Source organism: Caballeronia sp. LZ034LL (assembly GCF_031451215.1).
Lineage (GTDB): Bacteria > Pseudomonadota > Gammaproteobacteria > Burkholderiales > Burkholderiaceae > Caballeronia.
Map to the genome: position 1 here is coordinate 2,009,171 of NZ_JARUXR010000001.1, position 20,239 is coordinate 2,029,409.

Consider the following 20,239-nt stretch of genomic DNA (forward strand, 5'->3'; position numbering starts at 1 on the left):
GACCCCGGCATGACCACACTCTCCCCCTCTCGTTTTGCTGCGGACCGCGAGCGCGACATCGTGTGCCTCGGGCGGCTCGCCGTCGATCTGTACGCGCAGCAGGTCGGCGCGCGGCTCGAGGACGTTGCGAGCTTCGCGAAGTATCTCGGCGGTTCGTCGGCGAACATTGCGTTCGGCTGCGCGCGGCTCGGTCTCTCGTCGTCGATGCTCGCGCGTGTCGGCAACGATCACATGGGCCGCTTCCTCACCGAAACACTCGCGCGCGAAGGCTGCGATGTCAGCCATGTGCGCGTGGATCCGGAGCGGCTGACCGCGCTCGTGCTGCTCGGGCTCGAAGACCGCGACACCTTTCCGCTGGTGTTCTATCGCGAGAACTGCGCGGACATGGCCGTCGACGAAGCGGATTTTGACGAAGCGTATATCGCGTCTTCGAAGGCGCTGCTCATCACCGGCACGCACTTCTCGACCGAACAGGTGAACCGCACGAGCCGGCGCGCGCTGGAAGTCGCGCGGCGTCACCAGGTGCGCACGGTGCTCGACATCGACTACCGGCCCGTGCTGTGGGGACTCACCGGCAAGGCCGATGGCGAGACGCGCTTCGTCGCCAACGAAGGCGTCACCGCGCATCTGCAACGCATCCTGCCGCTGATCGATCTTGTGATCGGCACGGAAGAAGAGTTCCGCATTGCGGGCGGCAAGGACCGTCTGACCGATGCACTCGCGATGGTGCGCAAGGTCACCGGCGCGACGCTCGTCGTGAAGCGCGGGCCGCTCGGCTGCTCGAACATCGAAGGGGAAGTGCCCGCTTCCATCGACGACGCCCCGGTGCACGGCGGCGTCGAAGTGGAAGTGCTGAACGTACTCGGCGCGGGCGATGCGTTCGCGTCGGGCTTTCTCTCGGGATGGCTGCGCGACGCGCCGCTCGAGGCCTGTGCGCGTGCGGCGAATGCATGCGGCGCGCTGGTGGTGTCGCGGCACGGCTGCGCGCCCGCGATGCCCACGCCCGCCGAGCTCGACTACTTTCTGGCAGCCGCGCAAGAGGATCCGGTTCGCATGCGCCGGCCGGATCGCGATGCGACGCTGGCGCGCCTGCATCGCGTGAGCCCGAAGCGCAAACCATGGGACGAAGTGCTCGGCTTTGCCTTCGATCATCGCAACCAGTTCTTCGATCTCGCGCAGCAGACCGGCGCGAGCGAGACGCGCATCGCGACGCTGAAGAACCTGTTTGTCGAGGCCGTCGCACAGACCGAAAAGGAGCTTGGACTCGAAGGCCGCATCGGCGTGCTGATCGACGACCGCTACGGGCAGGATGCGTTGAACGCCGCGACGGGCCGTGGCTGGTGGATCGGACGTCCGGTCGAGTTGCCGGGCTCGCTGCCGCTGGTGTTCGACCATGGCCGCTCGATCGGCACGACGCTCGTGCAGTGGCCGCGCGAACAGGTCGCGAAGTGCCTCGTGCAGTATCACCCCGATCATCCGCACGAACTGCGGCTCGAACAGGAAGCGCAAGTGCGCGCACTCTACGACGCCGTGCAGGAGAGCGGCCATGAACTGCTGCTGGAAGTGATCGTGCCGAAGAACGGACCGCCCGTCGCGGACGACACGGTGGTTCGCGCGTTGAAGCGCTTCTACAACCTGGGCATCTACCCCGAATGGTGGAAGCTCGAAGCGATGAACCCGCAGCAATGGCAAGCCGTCGATGCCCTGATCGCCGAACGCGATCCGTATTGCCGCGGTGTCGTGCTGCTCGGTTTGTCGGCGGGTGTCGAGCAGTTGCGCGACGCCTTCAGGGCCGCGGCGGACTCGGCGACCTGCCGGGGCTTCACGGTCGGTCGAACCATCTTTCATGAACCGAGCCGCGCGTGGCTCTCGGAGCAAATCAGCGACGACGAACTCATCACGCGCGTGCGGCACACCTTCGAGACGCTGATCGCCGCGTGGCGCGAGACGCGCGATACGTCGACGGCGTCCCTCCACACCCGACAGGAGCAGATCGCATGAACCAGCGAGCCACGCAACCGGAGACCGAGCTGTCGTCCACGGTTCGACTGACCGCCGCGCAGGCGGTCGTGCGCTATCTCGCGGCGCTGCGCACGAAGCATGGCGAGCCGCTGTTCGGCGGCGTGTTCGCGATCTTCGGGCACGGCAATGTCGCGGGGCTCGGCGAGGCGCTGTATCGTTATCGCGACGAACTGCCGACCTATCGCGCGCACAACGAGCAGGCGATGGCGCACAGTGCAATTGCCTATGCCAAGGCGCACATGCGCCGCCGCATGATGGCGGTGACGACGTCCATCGGCCCGGGCGCGACCAATCTCGTCACCGCGGCGGCGCTCGCGCATGTGAACCGCTTGCCGGTGTTGCTGCTGCCGGGCGATATCTTCGTGTCGCGCGCGCCGGACCCGGTGCTTCAGCAACTCGAAGACAGCCACGACGGCGGCGTTTCCGCCAACGATGCGCTGAAAGCCGTGTCGCGTTATTTCGATCGCATCGTGCATCCGGCGCAATTGCTGAGCGCCCTGCCGCGCGCGATCCGCGTGCTCACCGACGCGGCGCAATGCGGCCCGGTGACGCTCGCGCTGCCGCAGGACGTGCAGGCGATGGCCTTCGATTACCCTGCTTCGTTCTTCGCGCCGCGCGTCGTCGAGTTTCATGCGCCTGCGCCGCTGCCGCGCGAGATCGAACGCGCCGCCGCGCTGCTGCGCGAGGCGCGCGAACCGTTGATCGTGACCGGCGGCGGCGTGCTGTACGGTCTCGCGGGAGAAACGCTGCGCGCGTTCGCACACCGGCACGGCGTGCCCGTGGCGGAGACCCAGGCCGGCAAAGGCGCGCTGGCGTGGGACGATGCGTTGAATGTCGGCGGCATCGGCGTGACGGGCGGCTCGGCCGCGAACGAACTGGCGCACGCGGGCGATTGCGTGCTGGCGGTCGGCACGCGGCTGCAGGATTTCACGACGGGTTCGAACACGCTCTTCAAGCAGGCGCGGCTGGTCGCCATCAACGCCAATCCGTTCGATGCGCTGAAGCAGGACGCCGTCGCCGTGCAGGCGGACGCTCGGCTCGCGCTGGAGGCGTTGTCGGCGGCGCTCGGCGACTGGCGCGCGGCGCCGCAGTGGACCACGCGTGCGCATCGTCTCGCCGACGACTGGCGCGCGACCGTCGCGCACGTGACGAATACGCCGCCCGACGCCGGCCAGTTGCCGCGTGAAGCCGATGTGATCGGCGCGGTGCAGCGCTCGGACGAGGCCTCGCCCACGGGCGATATCGTCGTGTGCGCGGCCGGCACGCTGCCCGCCGACTTGCAGAAACTGTGGCGCACGGGCGCGCCGGGCGGCTATCACGTCGAATATGGCTATTCGTGCATGGGCTACGAGATCGCCGGCGGCCTCGGCGTGAAGCTGGCGCGTCCGGAGCGCGAGGTGATCGTGATCGTCGGCGACGGCAGCTATCTGATGATGAACAGCGAGCTCGCGACGTCCGTGATGCTCGGGGCCAAGCTGATCGTCGTGCTGCTCGACAACCGCGGCTTCGGCTGCATCAACCGGCTGCAGCTGGCATGCGGCGGCGCGCCGTTCAACAATCTGATCGACGACTGCAGGCAAGGCGCGCTCGGTGCACCTGCGATCGACTTTGCGATGCATGCGCGCTCGCTCGGCGCATTGTCGGAACATGTCGCGAACATCGACGAACTGCAGGCCGCGATGCAGCGCGCACGCGCCGCGGACCGCAGCTATCTGATCTCCATCGACACCGATCCCGCCCGGCCGACCGAAGAAGGCGGCTGGTGGTGGGAAGTCGCGGTGCCGGAAGTATCGGAACGCGCGGCGGTGGTGGTGGCCCGGGAAGCCTATGAGCGCGCGCTCAATGCGCGCGCCGGCGATGTACCCAAAAACGGTGAGGATCCGACATGTCCTTGAACGTACGTATCGGCGTCAATCCGCTGTCGTGGATGAACGACGACCTGCCTTCGCTCGGCGGGGAGACGCCTTTGTCTACCGCGCTCACGGAAGGCAAGCAGATCGGCTATGCGGGCTTCGAGCTCGGCAACAAGTTTCCGCGCGAGCCGCAAGCCTTGAAGACGCTGCTCGCGCAGTACGATCTCGCGCTCGTGTCCGGCTGGTATTCGGGGCGGCTTGCGGCGCGCGGCGTCGAGGAAGAGATCGAAGCGGTGGGTCCGCATCTCGATCTGCTGGCGCAGAACGGCGCGACGGTCATGGTGTACGGCGAGGTCGCCGACTCGATCCAGGGCGCGCCGCGGCCGCTGTATCAACGCCCGCGTTTGTTCTCCGATGCCCGCTGGAACGAATACGCCGAGCGGCTCGACCGCTTCGCCGAATACACGCTCTCGCGCGGCGTGCGGGTTGCCTATCATCATCACATGGGCGCGTATGTCGAAACGCCTGCCGACGTGGATCGCCTGATGGCGCTCACGAGCAATGCGGTGGGCCTGCTGTTCGACGCCGGCCACATCACCTTCGCAGGCGGCGATGCGCTGACGGAACTGAAGAAGCATATCGGACGCGTATGCCATGTGCATTGCAAGGACGTGCGGCCGGAGATCGTGAAGCTCGCGCGCAACCGCAACTGGAGTTTTCTGGATGCGGTCATCAACGGCGCGTTCACCGTGCCGGGCGATGGCGCGGTGGATTATCCGGGCATCATCGCGTGTCTGGCGGCGCATGATTACGCGGGCTGGCTGGTGGTCGAGGCGGAACAGGATCCGGTGATCGCGCCGAGTTACGCCTATGCGGAACGGGGCTATCGCACGTTGCGCGGGCTTGTCGACGGAATCTGCAAGGAGGCGGCATGAGCTTGCTGGTGAAGGCTTCGCGCGACGGCCAGACGATCGCGCGCGTGACGCCCGCTTCGGCGGGGTGGAAGCATGTGGGCTTCGCGGCGTATCGCGTGAGCGCGGGCGACGTGCTGCATGTGTACGACGCGGACCGTGAAAGCTGCATCGTGGTGCTGACGGGCACGGTGAGCATCGAGGCAGGCGACGAGCATTGGCAGTCCATCGGCACGCGCGACAGCGTGTTCGAGGACGCGGCGCCGCATGCCGTGTATGTGCCGCCGAAGCTGGCGGCGATCGTGCGGGCGGAGCGCGATGCGGAGATCGGCGTGGCGAGTGCGCCGGCCAGGGGCGAGTATCCGCCGCGGCTGATCGAGCCGGCGCAGATGAAGCGCTCGACGCGCGGCAAGGGCGCCAATACGCGCTATGTGTGCGACATCCTTCCGCAGACCGAGCCGGCGGAGTCGCTGCTGGTGGTCGAGGTGCGCACGCCGGGCGGACATGCGTCGAGCTATCCGCCGCACAAGCATGACCGGGATAACGTGCCGGCCGAGAGCGCGCTGGAGGAGACGTACTACCATCGGCTGGATCCGCCGCAAGGGTTTGCGTTCCAGCGCGTCTATACCGACGAGCGCGATCTCGACGAGACGATGGCCGTCGAGAATCATGACGTGGTGATGGTGCCGCGTGGGTATCATCCGGTCGTCGTGCCGTATGGCTATGACAATTACTACCTGAACGTCATGGCCGGCGACAAGCGGACCTGGCATTTCAAGAACGATCCGAAGCATGAGTGGATCGTGGAGCGGGATAGCAGGGCCTAGGAAGCGGCGCAGGTGATGCCGCATGCCGTGGCATCCCTGCGGTTCATGTCTTCCAGGGGTTGATGATCTCGATGCCGCAATCGAGAAAGTCGTCGACGTGGCGCGTGGCAAGCATAGTCCCGCGAGAACGCACGACGGCGGCGATCACAAACGATCATTCATCAAGACCCAACGGGTCGCGAATGGGTTCACGTTTGGGCAGTTTGAGTTCAATGCCACCGAGGGGTTCGATGCGACCGCGGATCGAATCAACCAGGTTCCTACCGATGCCGGGGCCAGTAAAAAGCGCCGCACGCAATATTTCACGTGCCTCGTCTTCTATCGAACGGCCGTGCCGGGATGCTTGCATACGCAGACGCGTTTCGAGTTGCTCGTCGATATTCTGAATTCTCATGGCCACCACGTCGGCCTCCTCGTAACTGTGATGTGAGTTTTCGCATCTAGACGACAGGGCCACTGATCGAGAGCCACTGCTGAACCACCTCAGTGCGCTGCATGAGCGTTTCAATCGGCCCTTCAAATTGCACCGCCCCATGCCCCAACACCGCGACGCGCGCATCGAGCGCCCGCGCGATGCTCAAGCGCTCCTCGATCAGCAGCATCCCCACCCCGTGAGCGCGCAGCAGCTTCAGGCACTCCGCCACCTGCGCAAGCACCTGCGGCGCGAGCCCTTCCCCGGGTTCGTCGATCACCACGAGCGACGGATCGCCTGCCAGCGTGCGCGCGAGCGCGAGCATCTGCTGTTCGCCGCCTGACAGCGCGCCGGCCTTCACCGCCGCGCGTTCGCCCAGCACGGGAAACAGGCGATACGCATCGTCCTGCGTGAAGCGCGTGCCGCGTCTCTCACCGAGCAGCAGGTTCTCGCGCACCGTCAGCGCGAGAAACACGTCGCGAGTCTCCGCCACATAGCCGATGCCCAGCCGCGCAATCCGATGCGGCCGCATGCCGACCAGCGACACCTCCCCATAACGCATCTCGCCCGCGCACTGCACGAGACCCATGATGGCCTTCGCCAGCGTCGAGCGCCCCGAGCCGTTGCGGCCGACGAGCGCAACCGCCTCGCCCGCCCCGATGCGCAGATTCACGCCATGCAGCACCTGCGCCGCGCCATACCACGCGCGCAGGTTCTCGATGCGCAATGCGGCGCTCACGGAACGACTCCGCCGAGATAGGCTGCCTGCACATCGGCATGAGTGCGAATCCCGGCGGGCGTGCCGGTCGCGATCACGCGCCCGCGCACGAGCACCGAGATGCGGTCCGCGAGTCCGAACACCGCGTCCATGTCGTGTTCGATGACGAGCAGCGTGCGGCCTTCCGTGATCGTCCGGATCAGCGCGAGCGCCCGTGCGGCTTCGGCGCGATTCATGCCGGCGGTGGGCTCGTCGAGCAGGATGAGCGGCGCATCGGTGGCGAGCGCGATGCCGAGATCGAGCGCGCGCTGCTCGGCGTACGCGAGGCGTGCCGCGGGTTCATCGGCGCGGTTGGCGAGGCCGATTGCATCGAGCATCGCGCGGGCGCGGTCCTCGACCTGCCGCGACGGCCACCAGCGATCGATCACACGCGACCCCGCCGCGCCCAGCGCCGCGCAGCGCAGGTTGTCGAGCACGGACAAGCCGCCGAACACGCTGGTCGTCTGAAAACTGCGTGCGAGCCGCCGCGCCACGCGCGGCGGCGAGCGGCCCGTGATGTCCACGCCCTGCGCCACGATGCGACCGCCATCCGGACGCGTGAGTCCCGAGATGACATCGAAGAGCGTCGATTTGCCCGCTCCGTTCGGGCCGATCAACGCATGCCGCTCGCCTTGCGCGACGCGCAGATCGACTCCGCGCAGCACGTGCGTCGCGCCGAAGCGCTTGCTGACATCGTGCAACTCGAGCGCGGCGTTCATCGTGTTCATGGCGCGAGGCGCACGCGGCGCGCCAGCCAGAATCCGAGCGCCGCACAGGGCAACGCCACGAGCCACGCACCGGCGGGCAACGTGAGCGCGCCGGTCTGGCGCGCATAGAGCGTCTCGACGACCGCGACCGTCGCAGCGCCCCACGCCAGCGCGCTGAGGCCGCCGAGGCACAACGTGCGCGCGTCGCGCCGCAACAGTCCAGCGACACCTTGCGGCGCCGCGACTACGACCCACACGAAGAAGAGTCCGAGGTACATCGGCCAGGCGGCGGTGACATTCGCCACGGCGACGCTCGCGAAGGTCAGCAGCACCGCGCCCACGATCGGCCCGAAGAACGTCCCTGTTCCGCCGATCACGGTGGCAACGAGCACGCTGGTCGAGCGCGCAAGACCGACACTTTCTGCCGACACCAGTTCGACGTTGATCAACCCCATCACGCCCGCGACGCCCGCAAAGAACGCCGACACGACCAGCATCGTGAAGCGCACGCGCGCCGGCGCGAAGCCGATCGCCGCGGCGCGCACGGGGTTGTCGCGCACGGCGTTGGCGAGGCGGCACAGCGGCGTGCGCGAGAAGGCGTACAGCGCGAGCACGGATACCGCGCACCAGCCCGCGATCAACGCATAGGCCTCGCGCGGCGGCCCGAAGGTCCAGCCGAACAGCGGCGCGCCGCTCGCCCGGTCGATGGTCACGCCGCCCTCGCCGCCGAACCATCCCGGCACGAGCCAGACGCAGGCCGCGACCAGTTCGCCAATGCCGAGCGTGATCATCGCGAACGGCGTGCCGGCGCGTTGCGTCGAGATGAGGCCGAAGACCGCCGCGACGCCCATCGCGACAACGCCGCCCACCAGCGGCAGCAGCGTGAGCGACACACCCGCGCGATTGAACACGTGCGCCGCGGCGAACGCGCCGAGCCCGGCATACACGGCGTGCCCGAAGGACAGCAGGCCGGTTTCGCCGAGCAGCAGGTTGTAGGACAGCGCGAAGACGATCAGCGTCGCGGTCTGCGCGAGGTACGCGAGCAGCCATGACTGAGGGGAGAACATCGGCGGCAATACGAGCGCCGCGAGCAACGCGATAAAGGCAAACATCGCGGGCGTGATGGACTTACGCATCCCGGGTGCGCTCGCCGAAGAGTCCGCTTGGCCGCGCGGCCAGCATCGCGACGAGCAGCAGGTACGGCAGCACCGGCGCGAGTTGCGTCACCGTCAGCGCGCCCCAGGCAGGCGGCAAGGTGACGCCGAACACGGCCGCGATACTGCCCGCCGACGCGCTCGCGCTCACCGCGAAGGTCTGCACACAGCCGATCAGCAAGGACGCGACCAGCGCGCCATACAACGAACCAAGCCCGCCGATGACCACGACGACGAACACGATCGGGCCCATGGCATCGGCCATGCCGGGTTCGATGACGGCCAGCGGCGCGCCGATCACGCCGCCCAGGGCAGCGAGCGCGGTGCCGGCGGCGAACACCAGGGTGAAGACGCGCGGCACGTCGTGGCCGAGCGTTTCGACGGCGGCGGGATGCGTCAGCGCCGCGCGCACGACGAGACCCGTGCGCGACGTGCGCAGCACGAGCCACAGCGCCCCCAGCATGACGATGGCCACGGCCATCATGAACACGCGATAGCGCGCGAACGACGCGCCATACAGCGTGAACAGCGGGCCCTCCAGCACATCAGGAATGGCGGCGGGCAACGGCCCGAGCCCCCAGACGAGCTTGACGCCCTCGCCGATCAGCAGCGCAGCACCAAAGGTCAGCAGCAGTTCGGCGAGCGCGCCGCGCGCATGCACGCGGCGCAACAGCAAGCGCTCGAACACCGCACCCGCCAGTCCGACGAGCACCGGCGCCGCAACCAGCGCCAGCCAGAAGTTGCCGGCAGCCGCGAGCGTCTGCCCGACATAGGCGCCGAGCATATAGAAGCTCGCGTGCGCGAAGTTGAGCACGCCGAGCATCGAAAAAATCAGCGTGAGCCCGGCGGACAGCATGAACAACAGCAAGCCCGTGCTCACGCCGTTGAGCAGATTCACGCTGAACCACTGGAGCAAGGCGCGGCCTCAGCGAGCGAGCAGCGGCTTCAGCGCAGCGACGAGCGGCGCGGGCAGCGCCACGGGCCGGCGCGTCACGCGATCGACGTAGACATGCACGAAATGCCCTTGCGCGGCAGCTTCGTCGGCGCCCTGCGCGAAGATGGCCACTTCGTAGCGCACGCTCGTCGTGCCGAGTTTCTCCACGCGCAGGCCTGCCTCGATCGGCTCCGGAAACACCACCGGCGCGAAGAAGTTGCAGCGCGTCTCCACCACGAGCCCGATGGTCTCGCCCTCGCTGTAGTCGAGCACGCCGTGACGCAGCAGGTACTCGTTCACGACGGTATCGAAATAACTGTAGTAGACGACGTTGTTGATGTGCCCATACACGTCGTTATCCGACCAGCGCGTGCTGATCGACAGGAAATGCGCGTAGTCCGCGCGAGTGGTTCGGACAGGTTTGGTCATCGTGGCATGCGCGTGTAGACGCGGGACGGTCGGCGTGGCGCCATGTTAGGAGCGGCCCGCCGGACGTGTCAATCCGGCGCGGCAGAGAGGTTCGAGGCTAGTTTGCAGCCCCCAGGCACAGCGCGCGGACCTCGTCGGTGAAACGATCGACCGTCTCTTCGCGCGTATCCCACGCGCACATCAGGCGGCATCCGCCCGAACCGATGAACTGATAGAAGCGCCAGCCCTTCGCGCGCAACGCCGTGGCCACCTGCGCCGGCAATTCGGCGAAGACCGCGTTGGCTTCGGGTTCGAACATCAGCCTCACGCCGGGAAGATCGGCGAGACGCGCGGCCATCCGCTGCGCCATCGCGTTGGCATGACGCGCGTTGCGCAGCCAGACGTCGTCGTCGAGCAGGCCGAGCCACGGCGCGGAGATGAAGCGCATCTTCGAGGCGAGCTGTCCCGCCTGCTTCAGGCGATACGCGAAATCGGCGGCGAGCGCGCGGTCGAAGAACACCACCGCTTCCCCCACCGGCAGGCCGTTCTTCGTGCCGCCGAAGCACAGCACGTCGACGCCCGCGCGCCACGTGATCTCCGACGGATGCACATTCAGGCTCGCCACCGCATTCGCAAAGCGCGCGCCGTCCATGTGGACCTTCAGGTGCCGCCGCTTGGCGATCGCCGCAATCGCGCGGATCTCCTCGACGGTGTAGACCGTGCCGACTTCCGTCGCCTGCGTCAGCGCGACGACCTTCGGCTTCGGATAGTGGATGTCGGCGCGGCGCGTGACGATCTCCTCGATCGCATCGGGCGTGAGCTTGCCGTTCGCGCCCTGCGCGGTGAGCAGTTTCGAGCCGCCGGAGAAAAACTCCGGGCCGCCGCATTCGTCGGTTTCGATATGCGCGAGCTCATGGCAAATCACCGAGTGATACGACTGGCACAGCGACGCCAGCGCCAGCGAGTTCGCAGCCGTGCCGTTGAAGACGAAGAACACTTCGCAGTCGGTCTGGAACAGATCGCGGATGCGGTCGCAGACCTGCGTGGTCCAGGAATCGTCGCCATAGGCGGGTTCGTGGCCGCTGTTGTTGGCCTGGATGAGCGCCTGGAGCGCTTCAGGGCAAATGCCCGCGTAATTGTCCGAGGCGAAATGCTGAATCGTGTCCGTGGGCGCTGTCATGGGAAGCGGAGGGCCGTGATCGTGATGAACGGGCGCGCAAAGACACGGCGCCCGGCGATGCGGCCATTCTAGCGGCTTGGCGCCGCGGCGCGCCCGATCCGTCAGACGCGCCGCCCGCAGCCCTGCTGCAAGAGATTTACTTGCTGTTCGGCGCGCTGGCCGCGTTGGCTTCCTGCGCCTTCTTTTCCTTCTTGCTGGCCTCATGATGGCCGATGGCGCAACCGCCCACGGCGCCTGCCGTGCCGTGCTTGCCGGCGACATGCCCCGCCACCCCGCCCACGGCCGCGCCTTCGAGGCAGCCCTTCGCCTGGGCGGCGCCGGTAGCGACGAGCATGGCCGAAGCCAGAACGATCGATGCGAATGTGCGATTCATCGTGTGTCTCCCTTGGGTTGTTGTGAACCCTGAAGGCGTTGCACGCGATGTGCCTGACAGGCTGTAGTAAAAAACGGCCCGATCTGCACCGATCGAGCCGTTCCTGGCGAGCGCCGGAAGACGCTCAGAGCTGCTGCTGCACCCAACCCGTCACGCCGGCGAGCGCGGCCGGCAGCTTCGCCGGTTCGGTGCCGCCTGCCTGGGCCATGTCGGGACGGCCGCCGCCCTTGCCGCCCACCTGCTGCGCGACGAAGTTGACGAGCTCGCCCGCCTTGACCTTCTTCGACGCATCCGGCGTCACGCCCGCGATCAGGCTGACCTTGCCGCCGTCCACCGACGCCAGCACGATCGCCGCGTGCTTGAGCTTGTCCTTCAGCTTGTCGACGGTTTCGCGCAGCGTCTTCACGTCGGCGCCTTCGAGCTGCGCCGCGAGCACCTGCACGCCCGCCACGTCGACCGCCTGCGACACCAGTTCGTCGCCCTGGCTCGCCGCCAGCTTCGACTTCAGCGCGCCCAGTTCCTTTTCCAGCGTCTTCACGTGCTCCTGCACCTGCGCGATGCGCTGCGTCAGTTCCGCCGGCTGCGCCTTCAGCACGCTGGCCGCCGCGTTGATGCGCTGGTCGAGTTCCTGCACGTAGCGCACGGCGTTGTCGCCGGTGATCGCTTCCACGCGGCGAATGCCCGCTGCCACGCCGCCTTCCACCACGATCTTGAAGAAGCCGATGTCGCCGGTGCGCTGCACGTGCGTGCCGCCGCAGAGTTCACGCGAGAAGCCGAGGTCGAGCACGCGCACCGTGTCGCCGTACTTTTCCCCGAACAGCGCCATCGCGCCGCCCTTCACCGCGTCTTCATAGCCCATCACGCGCACCACTCCCGGTGCGTTCGCGATGATTTCGTTGTTGACGATCTGCTCGACGCGGCGGATTTCGTCGTCCGTCATCGGCGCGTTGTGCGCGAAGTCGAAGCGTGTCTTGTCGGCATCGACGAGCGAGCCCTTCTGCTGCACATGACCGCCCAGCACGTCGCGCAACGCCTTGTGCATCAGGTGGGTGGCCGAGTGATTGCGCGCGGTGCGGGCGCGGCGAATGGCGTCGATTTCCGCCTTCACGACGTCGCCTACCTTCAGCGTCCCCTGCTCCACCGTGCCGTGATGGCCGACGACATCCGCCTGCACCTTCAGCGTGTCCGCAACGGCAAAGCGCACGCTGGCGTTCGCCAGCACGCCCTGGTCGCCGACCTGGCCGCCGGACTCCGCATAGAACGGCGTGTGATCCAGCACCACGACCGCCTGCTGGCCAGCCTGCGCCTCCTTCACCGTCACGCCGTCCACGTACAGCGCGAGCACCTTCGCGTCGTCGAAGATTTCCTTCTCGTAGCCGTGGAACGTGGACTTCGCGCCCGAGTATTCGAGGCCCGCCGCCAGCTTGAACTTGCCCGCCGCGCGCGCCTGGTCGCGCTGGCGCGCCATGGCGTCGTCGAACGCGGGTTCGTCCACCGTCACGCCGCGCTCACGGCACACGTCCGCCGTCAGGTCGAGCGGGAAGCCGTAGGTGTCGTGCAGCTTGAACGCGAGTTCGCCGTCCAGCTGCTTCACGCCCTTCTTGTCCAGTTCGGCGAGCTCGCCTTCAAGGATCGACATGCCGTTCTCGATGGTCTCGAAGAAACGCTCTTCCTCCTGGCGCAGGACGTCGGTGACGCGTTGCTGAGCGTCCGCGAGTTCCGGATAGGCCGCGCCCATTTCCGCGACCAGGTCCGCCACCAGCTTGTGGAAGAACGCGCCCTTCCGGCCGAGCTTGTAGCCATGACGGATCGCGCGGCGCACGATCCGGCGCAGCACGTAGCCGCGACCTTCGTTGCCGGGAATCACGCCGTCGACGATCAGGAACGAACACGCGCGGATGTGATCCGCGATGACCTTCAGCGAGTTGTTCTCCAGATCCGCCGTGGCCGTTTCACGCGCCGCGGCCTTGATGAGGGTCTGGAAGAGATCGATTTCGTAGTTGCTGTGCACGTGCTGCAGCACGGCGGCGAGGCGCTCGAGGCCCATGCCGGTATCGACGCACTGCTTGGGCAGCGGCGTCATGTTGCCCTGCGCGTCGCGGTTGAACTGCATGAACACGAGATTCCAGATCTCGATGAAGCGGTCGCCGTCTTCTTCCGGCGATCCCGGCGGGCCGCCCCAGATCTCCGGACCGTGGTCGTAGAACACTTCCGAGCACGGGCCGCACGGGCCGGTGTCGGCCATCTGCCAGAAGTTGTCGGAGGCGTAGCGCGCGCCCTTGTTGTCGCCGATGCGGATGATGCGCTCGACCGGCACGCCGATTTCCTTCGCCCAGATGTCGAAGGCTTCGTCGTCTTCCTGATAGACCGTGACGGTGAGCTTTTCCGCCGGCAGCGCGTAGACCTGGGTCAGCAGCTCCCAGCAGTAATGGATGGCGTCGCGCTTGAAATAATCGCCGAACGAGAAATTGCCCAGCATCTCGAAGAACGTATGGTGCCGCGCCGTGTAGCCGACGTTCTCCAGGTCGTTGTGCTTGCCGCCCGCGCGCACGCTGCGCTGCGCGGTGGTTGCACGCGAGTACGGCCGCGATTCGGCGCCCAGGAAGACGTCCTTGAACTGGACCATGCCCGAATTGGTGAAGAGCAGCGTCGGGTCGTTGCCGGGCACGAGGCTCGACGAACGCACGATCGTGTGGCCCTTCGATTCGAAAAACTTCAGGAATTTCTCGCGTATTTCGGCGGCTTTCATAGCGTACGGGGCGTGTCTTCGGTTCTTTGATGGTGCCCGCGGGCGGCTTGCTCATGAATCGACGGCAAGCCCGGCCGGCGTGGCAAGGGTGATTGTCGATTATACGGGATTCGCCGCGTCTGGCCGGGCGGGCGGCGCGCCGGCGCAGGCCCGCGGCGCCGCTTCCATGACGCGTTTATCGCGCCTTCGGTATCGCGCGCGACGCGGTTCTGTGCGACAGTCGCGAAACCGCCGGCCGGCGCCACAGGACGCCCGCCGCTGTCGTTACTGAAGCCACCAAAGGCACCAGAGCCACGAACCTGAGCCACGAACAAGAGGAAGCGAGCAGACGAATGGGAGCCTTGAGCCATATCCGCGTGCTGGACCTGACCCGCGTGCTGGCGGGACCGTGGTGCGCGCAGACCCTCGCCGATTTCGGCGCCGATGTCATCAAGATCGAACGGCCGGAAACCGGCGACGACACCCGTCAGTGGGGCCCGCCCTATCTCCGGACGCCCGCCGGCGAGGACACCCGCGAGGCCGCGTACTATCTCGCGGCGAACCGCAACAAGCGTTCGGTGACCGTCGACATCGCGACGCCCGAAGGCCAGCGCATCGTGCGCGAACTGGCCGCGCAAAGCGATGTCGTGCTGGAGAACTACAAGGCCGGCCAGTTGAAGAAGTACGGGCTCGACTATGAATCGCTGAAGGCCGTCAAGCCGGACCTGGTCTATTGCTCGATCACGGGCTTCGGCCAGTCCGGGCCCTACGCGCAGCGGGCGGGCTATGACTTCATCGTGCAGGGGATCGGCGGCTTCATGAGCATCACCGGCGAGCGCGACGGCCAGCCCGGCGGCGGCCCGCAAAAGGCGGGGGTGGCGATCGCCGACCTGATGACCGGCATGTACGCGACCGTCGGCGTGCTCACGGCGCTCGCGCATCGCGACCGCACCGGCGAGGGGCAGTACATCGACATGGCGCTGCTCGACGTGCAGGTCGCGATGCTCGCCAACATGAACACCAACTTCCTCGCGAGCGGCAAGCCGCCGGTGCGCTGGGGCAATGCGCACCCGAACATCGTGCCGTATCAGACGTTCCAGACCAGCGACGGCTGGATCATCGTCGCGGTGGGCAACGACGGGCAGTTCCGCAAGTTCGTCGAGGCGGGCGGCTGCCCGCATCTCGCCGACGACCCGCGCTTCGCGGCCAATCCGTCGCGCGTGCGCAATCGCGAAGTGCTCGTGCCCCTGCTCGCCGACATGGTGCAACGTCAGGGCAAGCATGAGTGGATCGCGCAGCTGGAGGAAGCCGGCGTGCCGTGCGGGCCGATCAACGATCTCGGCGAAGTGTTCGAGGACCCGCAGGTGCTCGCGCGCCGGATGCAGATCGATCTGCCGCATCCGAGCGGCGGCACGGTGAAGCTGGTCGCGAGCCCGATCAAGATGAGCGCGACGCCGCCCGAGGCACGCTCGCATCCGCCCCTGCTCGGCGAGCACACGGACGGCGTGCTGGCCGAACTGCTCGGTTATGACGAGGCGCGGATTGCGGCGTTGCGGGCGTCGAAGACGATCTAGTTCAGCAGCGGCGCCCGTGAATCAGCGCACAATCAGCGCACAATCAGCGCACCCCCGCGCCGATCACGCCGCCCGCCGCCGCGCCCGCCACCGTGCCGATCGGCCCGCCCGTGACCAGATAGCCGAGCGCGCCGCCCGCGGCGGCGCCCACGCCCGCGTGGGCCTGCTGGCGCGAGACGGCGCAGGCCGCGAGGCTCGAAACCAGCGCGGTTGCGGCAGCGAGCTTGAGAGTCGTGACGAGGATCCGTTTCATGATCATCTTCCTTGTATTGTCGTTGTGATGTGTTGTGGTTGTCTGCCCCAGTACGTCGCGGGGCGCCGTGCTGCATGCAGTCGAGCCGATCATAAAAGCCCGCGAGAGCACCTTTCAACGCGATTTACGTCCGGTTACGGCGGTTACGAAGCGCCCGGCATGCCGTAATCGGGGTAACGAAACTCGCGGGCACGCAGGACATTCGGCATCGTCCACGCAACCCGCGCGCATCGCCGGAAGCCAGCCGTTGCGTAAGGTAGAATCGACCCCATCTTCAAGGCATTCGTACGCGTCCCTGCCCGTCTCGCGGGAACGCTTCCCGAACCGTTTCACGCGCGCGAGCGCATCCGCTGGCACTCTTTTTCGCATGAACACCGATCGCAACGACGCCCCGGCCCCCTCCAATTTCATTCGCAACATCATCGAAGACGACAACCGCTCCGGCAAATGGTCGCAGCGGGTCGAGACGCGCTTTCCGCCCGAGCCGAACGGCTATCTGCACATCGGCCATGCGAAGAGCATCTGCGTGAACTTCGGCCTCGCCGCGCAATACGGCGGCGTGTGCCATCTGCGCTTCGACGACACGAATCCGGAGAAGGAAAGCGTCGAGTACGTGGATTCCATCATCGACGCCGTCGAATGGCTCGGCTTCGAATGGAACAAGGACGGCCGCGAGCACAAGTACTTCGCGAGCGACTACTACGACAAGCTGTACGAATACGCCGAGATGCTCATCAAGAAGGGCCAGGCGTATGTCGACAGCCAGACCGCCGACGAGATGCGCGCCACGCGCGGGTCGGCCACCGAGGCCGGCATCAATTCGCCGTACCGCGACCGCACGCCCGACGAGAACCTCGACCTGTTCCGCCGCATGAAGGCGGGCGAGTTCAAGGAAGGCGAGCACGTGCTGCGCGCGAAGATCGACATGGCCTCGCCGAACTTCAACATGCGCGACCCGGTGATCTACCGCATCCGTTTCGCGCATCACTACCGGACCGGCGACACCTGGTGCATCTATCCGATGTACGACTACGCGCACTGCGTCTCGGATGCGATCGAGAACATCACGCACTCGCTGTGCACGCTGGAGTTCGAGGATCACCGTCCGCTGTACGACTGGTTCCTCGCGCAGCTCGCCAACGACGGCGTGTTCCAGCGCCCGCTGCCGCAACAGATTGAATTCTCGCGCCTGAACCTGACCTACGCGATCACCAGCAAGCGCAAGCTGCTGCAACTCGTGCAGGAGAATCACGTCGAGGGCTGGGACGACCCGCGCATGCCGACCATCGTCGGCGTGCGGCGGCGCGGCTTTACACCGGAAAGCATCCGGCTGATGGTGGAGCGCGTCGGCGTGACCAAGGTGGATTCGTGGATCGACATGAGCGTGCTGGAAGGCGCGCTGCGCGACGATCTCGACGAGAAAGCCCCGCGCGCGATCGCCGTGCTCGACCCGCTCAAGCTCATCATCGACAACTATCCGGAAGGCCAGAGCGAAGCATGCAGCGCGCCGGTGCATCCGCATCATCCGGAACGCGGCGTGCGCTCGTTCCCGTTCTCGCGTGAACTGTGGATCGAGCGCGAGGACTTCCAGGAGACGCCGCCGAAGGGCTATTTCCGGCTCTTCCCGGGCAACAAGGTGCGCCTGAAGTACGGCTTCGTGGTGGAGTGCACGGGCGCGGACAAGGACGAGCACGGCAACGTGACCGCCGTGCACTGCAACTACTTCCCGGACAGCCGCTCGGGCACCGAAGGCGCGAACAACTACAAGGTCAAGGGCACGATCCACTGGGTCAGCGCGGCGACCGCGTACGCGGCCGAAGTGCGTCTCTACGATCGCCTGTTCAAGGAACCGCAGCCCGGCGCGGGCGGCGCGGAGTTCCTGGACGCGCTCAACCCGGATTCGAAACGCGTGGTCAACGCGTATCTCGAACCGAGCGCACGCGACGCCAATGCCGAAGACCGCTTCCAGTTCGAGCGGCATGGCTATTTCGTCGCGGACCGCGTGGATTCGCAGCCGGGCAAGCCGGTGTTCAACCGCATCGTCAGCCTGCGCGACAGCTGGGGCAAGCCGGCCTGACGGGCTCGCCACTGAAGGAAAAACGCAGATAAGGCGCCGCGCGGCCACGCGGCGCTGCCGTAGCCGGTTCCAGTCGTCGCACGCCGCTTCTTACGAGGACATCATGAAGCTGCCGCATGCCTTCGCGCCCGGGTTCCGGGCGCATCGAAGCGCCGCCCTCGCCTGCCTGATCCTGCTCGCCTGCGCCCGCGCGCAGGCCACGAGCACCGCGGAGACGACCCGCGCCAACGCCGCCGTGGACCAGCTGCCGCCTTCCGCCACGCTGCGCAAGATCGCCGAGAACGGCGCGATCGTACTGGGCACGCGCGAGTCGTCGGTGCCGTTTTCGTACACGGTCAGGCAGCAGCCGGTGGGCTACTCGTACGCGATCGCGCTCAGGATCGTCGATGAACTGAGGAAGCGGCTCGACATGCCGAACCTCGCGGTGAAGAACGTGATGGTCACCTCGGCCAACCGCATCTCGTACGTGGTGAACAATCAGGTCGACCTCGAATGCGGCTCCACCGCGCATGTCGCCGACCGCGAACCGCTGGTGGCGTTCTCGAACAGCTTCTTCCAGTACGGCATCCGCATGGCGGTGAAGAAGAAGTCGGGCATCCGCGATTACGCCGATCTCGCCAACAAGACGGTCGCGACCACCGCCGGCACGTCCGATGAACGCATGCTGCGGCAGATGAGCATCGACCGGAAGCTGAACCTGCGCATCATCAGCGCGCGCGATCACGCCGAGGCCTTCGCCGCGCTGCGCTCCGACCGCGCCGTCGCCTTCGTCATGGACGACCCGCTGCTGTACGGCAAGATCGCGCAGGAAGGCAATGCGCGCGGCGAGTATCTCGTGACCGGCGCGTCGCTGGCGAACGAGGCCTATGGCTGCATGATGAGAAAGGGCGATCCGGTGTTCAAGAAAATCGTCGACGACGTGATCGCCGGCATGCAGCGCTCCGGCGAAGCGGCCAAGCTCTACGACACCTGGTTCATGAGCCCGATTCCCCCGGACGGCGTGAACCTCCAGTTCCCGATGTCGCCGGAAATGAAGCTGCTCTTCGAGCATCCCAACGACCGCATACTCGACTGATCAAAGCGTCTCGTGCAGGTCCGCGAGCGACAGCGTGGTCTGGAACAGACGCGCGAGGCTGCGGCTTGCGAAGCGGTCGACATCGGCGGGACTGACCCAGCGGTACGCATCCATTTCGGGGATCATCGTGCCGTCGCTGTAGCGCGGAAAGTACGATTCGCACACGCAGTTTTCGAGCTGCACTTCGTCGTCGCCGACGCGCACGGCAAACAGATGCAGGTCCTTGTCGCGGCGATACAGGAAGCGCCCGAGATCCTTCAGCCGCTCCGGCGCCAGCACGATGCCGGTCTCCTCGACGAGCTCGCGCAACGCCGCCTCGCGCGGGCTCTCGCCGGGATCGGACGCGCCCTTGGGCACGTCCCAGTGCGTGGTTTCGGTGGCGTGGCACAGCAGCACGTCGCCCTGTGCGTTCAGCATGACCACGCCGCATGACACGGTACGGTGGGTCATCGGATGCTCATGCCGTTGCTTGCGTGTCCGCTTGTTGTTCTGCTTGCCCGGTTCATCGCGCCTTCACTGCTTCTTCAGCTTCCACTTGCCGTCGCTGGCCTTGCAGGCAGTCGGCGTCCAGGTCTGGGTCTGCCCTTTCGCGTGCGCGACCAGTTCGATCTTGCGGCACTTCATGCCGTCGGACTCGAAGCTGCTCTGCGGCGTGACCGTGCCGTTGATCGGCACCGTATTGCCGGCGCCCTTGTTGTCCCAGTCGAGCGATTCGCCGTCCTGCTTGGTCTCGAGCGCCTTCTGCGCGGCGTTGTTGAGCGCCTGCAGGTCGCGCTGCTTCATGTAGGTGATCGGCGTGTTGTTCAGAAAGCCGAGATTGGCGGCCTGTGCCGTGGCGCTGGCGATGACGCAGGCGGCCGCCAGCGTCAGGCTCGTCAGGAGCGGCATGCGAGCCATGGCCCGGGATGGATTCGGCATTGGGTTCTCCTCGTCGCGGATGAGTATGGCCGCCTGCACGTTCACGCACACGTGCAACCACAGCGGCAACGGCGAT

General features: G+C 66.7%; 19 protein-coding genes. 7 read left to right on the forward strand and 12 right to left on the reverse strand.

The features are described 5' to 3' along the window. Positions 1-9: 9 nt before the first annotated feature. Genes iolC through iolB form a run of 4 tightly spaced genes read left to right on the forward strand, consistent with a single transcriptional unit; the run spans position 10 to position 5,613 of the window. Positions 10-2,001, forward strand: coding sequence for a 5-dehydro-2-deoxygluconokinase (gene iolC, locus QCE83_RS09220; protein WP_309808969.1), 1,992 nt, complete (start codon positions 10-12; stop codon positions 1,999-2,001). Continuing rightward, a complete protein-coding gene (gene iolD, locus QCE83_RS09225; protein WP_309808972.1) occupies positions 1,998-3,917 on the forward strand; it encodes a 3D-(3,5/4)-trihydroxycyclohexane-1,2-dione acylhydrolase (decyclizing) in 1,920 nt (639 codons plus the stop codon). The genes iolC and iolD overlap by 4 nt, the downstream gene beginning before the upstream one ends. Then, positions 3,908-4,810, forward strand: coding sequence for a myo-inosose-2 dehydratase (gene iolE / locus QCE83_RS09230; RefSeq protein ID WP_309808973.1), 903 nt, complete (start codon positions 3,908-3,910; stop codon positions 4,808-4,810). The genes iolD and iolE overlap by 10 nt, the downstream gene beginning before the upstream one ends. Then, positions 4,807-5,613 carry a 5-deoxy-glucuronate isomerase gene (iolB, locus tag QCE83_RS09235; protein ID WP_309808975.1) on the forward strand — a complete coding sequence of 269 codons (807 nt, stop codon included), beginning with the start codon at positions 4,807-4,809 and terminating at the stop codon, positions 5,611-5,613. The genes iolE and iolB overlap by 4 nt, the downstream gene beginning before the upstream one ends. A 154-nt stretch (positions 5,614-5,767) precedes the next feature. On the opposite strand, the gene QCE83_RS35120 is transcribed toward iolB, so the two are convergent. The 9 genes from QCE83_RS35120 to alaS all read right to left on the reverse strand — a co-directional run bounded on the left by QCE83_RS35120 (position 5,768) and on the right by alaS (position 14,287). Continuing rightward, positions 5,768-6,172 carry a FitA-like ribbon-helix-helix domain-containing protein gene (locus QCE83_RS35120; protein WP_404984386.1) on the reverse strand — a complete coding sequence of 135 codons (405 nt, stop codon included), beginning with the start codon at positions 6,170-6,172 and terminating at the stop codon, positions 5,768-5,770. Next, the gene (locus QCE83_RS09245) at positions 6,054-6,764 is read right to left on the reverse strand and encodes an ABC transporter ATP-binding protein (RefSeq protein WP_309808978.1); all 711 of its coding nucleotides are present in this window, start codon (positions 6,762-6,764) and stop codon (positions 6,054-6,056) included. The genes QCE83_RS35120 and QCE83_RS09245 overlap by 119 nt, the downstream gene beginning before the upstream one ends. After that, positions 6,761-7,501: an ABC transporter ATP-binding protein gene (locus QCE83_RS09250; RefSeq protein WP_309811591.1), complete on the reverse strand. Its 741-nt coding sequence runs from the start codon at positions 7,499-7,501 to the stop codon at positions 6,761-6,763. The genes QCE83_RS09245 and QCE83_RS09250 overlap by 4 nt, the downstream gene beginning before the upstream one ends. 5 nt (positions 7,502-7,506) lie before the next feature. Continuing rightward, entirely contained in the window at positions 7,507-8,625 is a 1,119-nt protein-coding gene (locus QCE83_RS09255) for a branched-chain amino acid ABC transporter permease (RefSeq protein WP_309808981.1), read from the reverse strand. After that, on the reverse strand, positions 8,618-9,499 hold the full coding sequence (locus QCE83_RS09260; RefSeq protein ID WP_309811595.1) for a branched-chain amino acid ABC transporter permease: 882 nt from the start codon (positions 9,497-9,499) through the stop codon (positions 8,618-8,620). Before QCE83_RS09260 ends, QCE83_RS09255 begins: the two co-directional genes overlap by 8 nt. 69 nt (positions 9,500-9,568) lie before the next feature. Continuing rightward, on the reverse strand, positions 9,569-10,006 hold the full coding sequence (locus QCE83_RS09265; RefSeq protein WP_309808984.1) for a thioesterase family protein: 438 nt from the start codon (positions 10,004-10,006) through the stop codon (positions 9,569-9,571). A gap of 97 nt (positions 10,007-10,103) precedes the next feature. Beyond that, entirely contained in the window at positions 10,104-11,144 is a 1,041-nt protein-coding gene (locus tag QCE83_RS09270; protein WP_309811600.1) for a low specificity L-threonine aldolase, read from the reverse strand. Between the two features lie 157 nt (positions 11,145-11,301). Further along, the gene (locus tag QCE83_RS09275; RefSeq protein WP_309808986.1) at positions 11,302-11,538 is read right to left on the reverse strand and encodes a hypothetical protein; all 237 of its coding nucleotides are present in this window, start codon (positions 11,536-11,538) and stop codon (positions 11,302-11,304) included. A gap of 124 nt (positions 11,539-11,662) precedes the next feature. Beyond that, a complete protein-coding gene (gene alaS / locus QCE83_RS09280; RefSeq protein ID WP_309808990.1) occupies positions 11,663-14,287 on the reverse strand; it encodes an alanine--tRNA ligase in 2,625 nt (874 codons plus the stop codon). Between the two features lie 332 nt (positions 14,288-14,619). Here alaS and QCE83_RS09285 point away from each other — a divergent pair, with 332 nt between their 5' ends. Beyond that, on the forward strand, positions 14,620-15,840 hold the full coding sequence (locus tag QCE83_RS09285) for a CaiB/BaiF CoA-transferase family protein (RefSeq protein WP_309808992.1): 1,221 nt from the start codon (positions 14,620-14,622) through the stop codon (positions 15,838-15,840). A gap of 43 nt (positions 15,841-15,883) precedes the next feature. Here the strand turns inward: QCE83_RS09285 and QCE83_RS09290 are convergent, their stop codons facing one another. Further along, positions 15,884-16,093, reverse strand: a complete 210-nt coding sequence (locus QCE83_RS09290; protein WP_309808993.1) for an ornithine carbamoyltransferase — start codon at positions 16,091-16,093, stop codon at positions 15,884-15,886. Positions 16,094-16,460: 367 nt separating this feature from the next. Here QCE83_RS09290 and QCE83_RS09295 point away from each other — a divergent pair, with 367 nt between their 5' ends. Together QCE83_RS09295 and QCE83_RS09300 are read left to right on the forward strand one after the other, a co-directional pair. Then, positions 16,461-18,170, forward strand: a complete 1,710-nt coding sequence (locus QCE83_RS09295) for a glutamine--tRNA ligase/YqeY domain fusion protein (protein ID WP_309808994.1) — start codon at positions 16,461-16,463, stop codon at positions 18,168-18,170. Positions 18,171-18,273: 103 nt separating this feature from the next. Then, a complete protein-coding gene (locus QCE83_RS09300; RefSeq protein WP_309808996.1) occupies positions 18,274-19,245 on the forward strand; it encodes a transporter substrate-binding domain-containing protein in 972 nt (323 codons plus the stop codon). Here QCE83_RS09300 and QCE83_RS09305 read toward each other — a convergent pair whose 3' ends face one another. Then, on the reverse strand, positions 19,246-19,695 hold the full coding sequence (locus tag QCE83_RS09305; protein ID WP_309808998.1) for an NUDIX hydrolase: 450 nt from the start codon (positions 19,693-19,695) through the stop codon (positions 19,246-19,248). Between the two features lie 63 nt (positions 19,696-19,758). Then, on the reverse strand, positions 19,759-20,163 hold the full coding sequence (locus QCE83_RS09310; protein WP_309808999.1) for an RT0821/Lpp0805 family surface protein: 405 nt from the start codon (positions 20,161-20,163) through the stop codon (positions 19,759-19,761). Between the last annotated feature and the right edge of the window lie 76 nt (positions 20,164-20,239).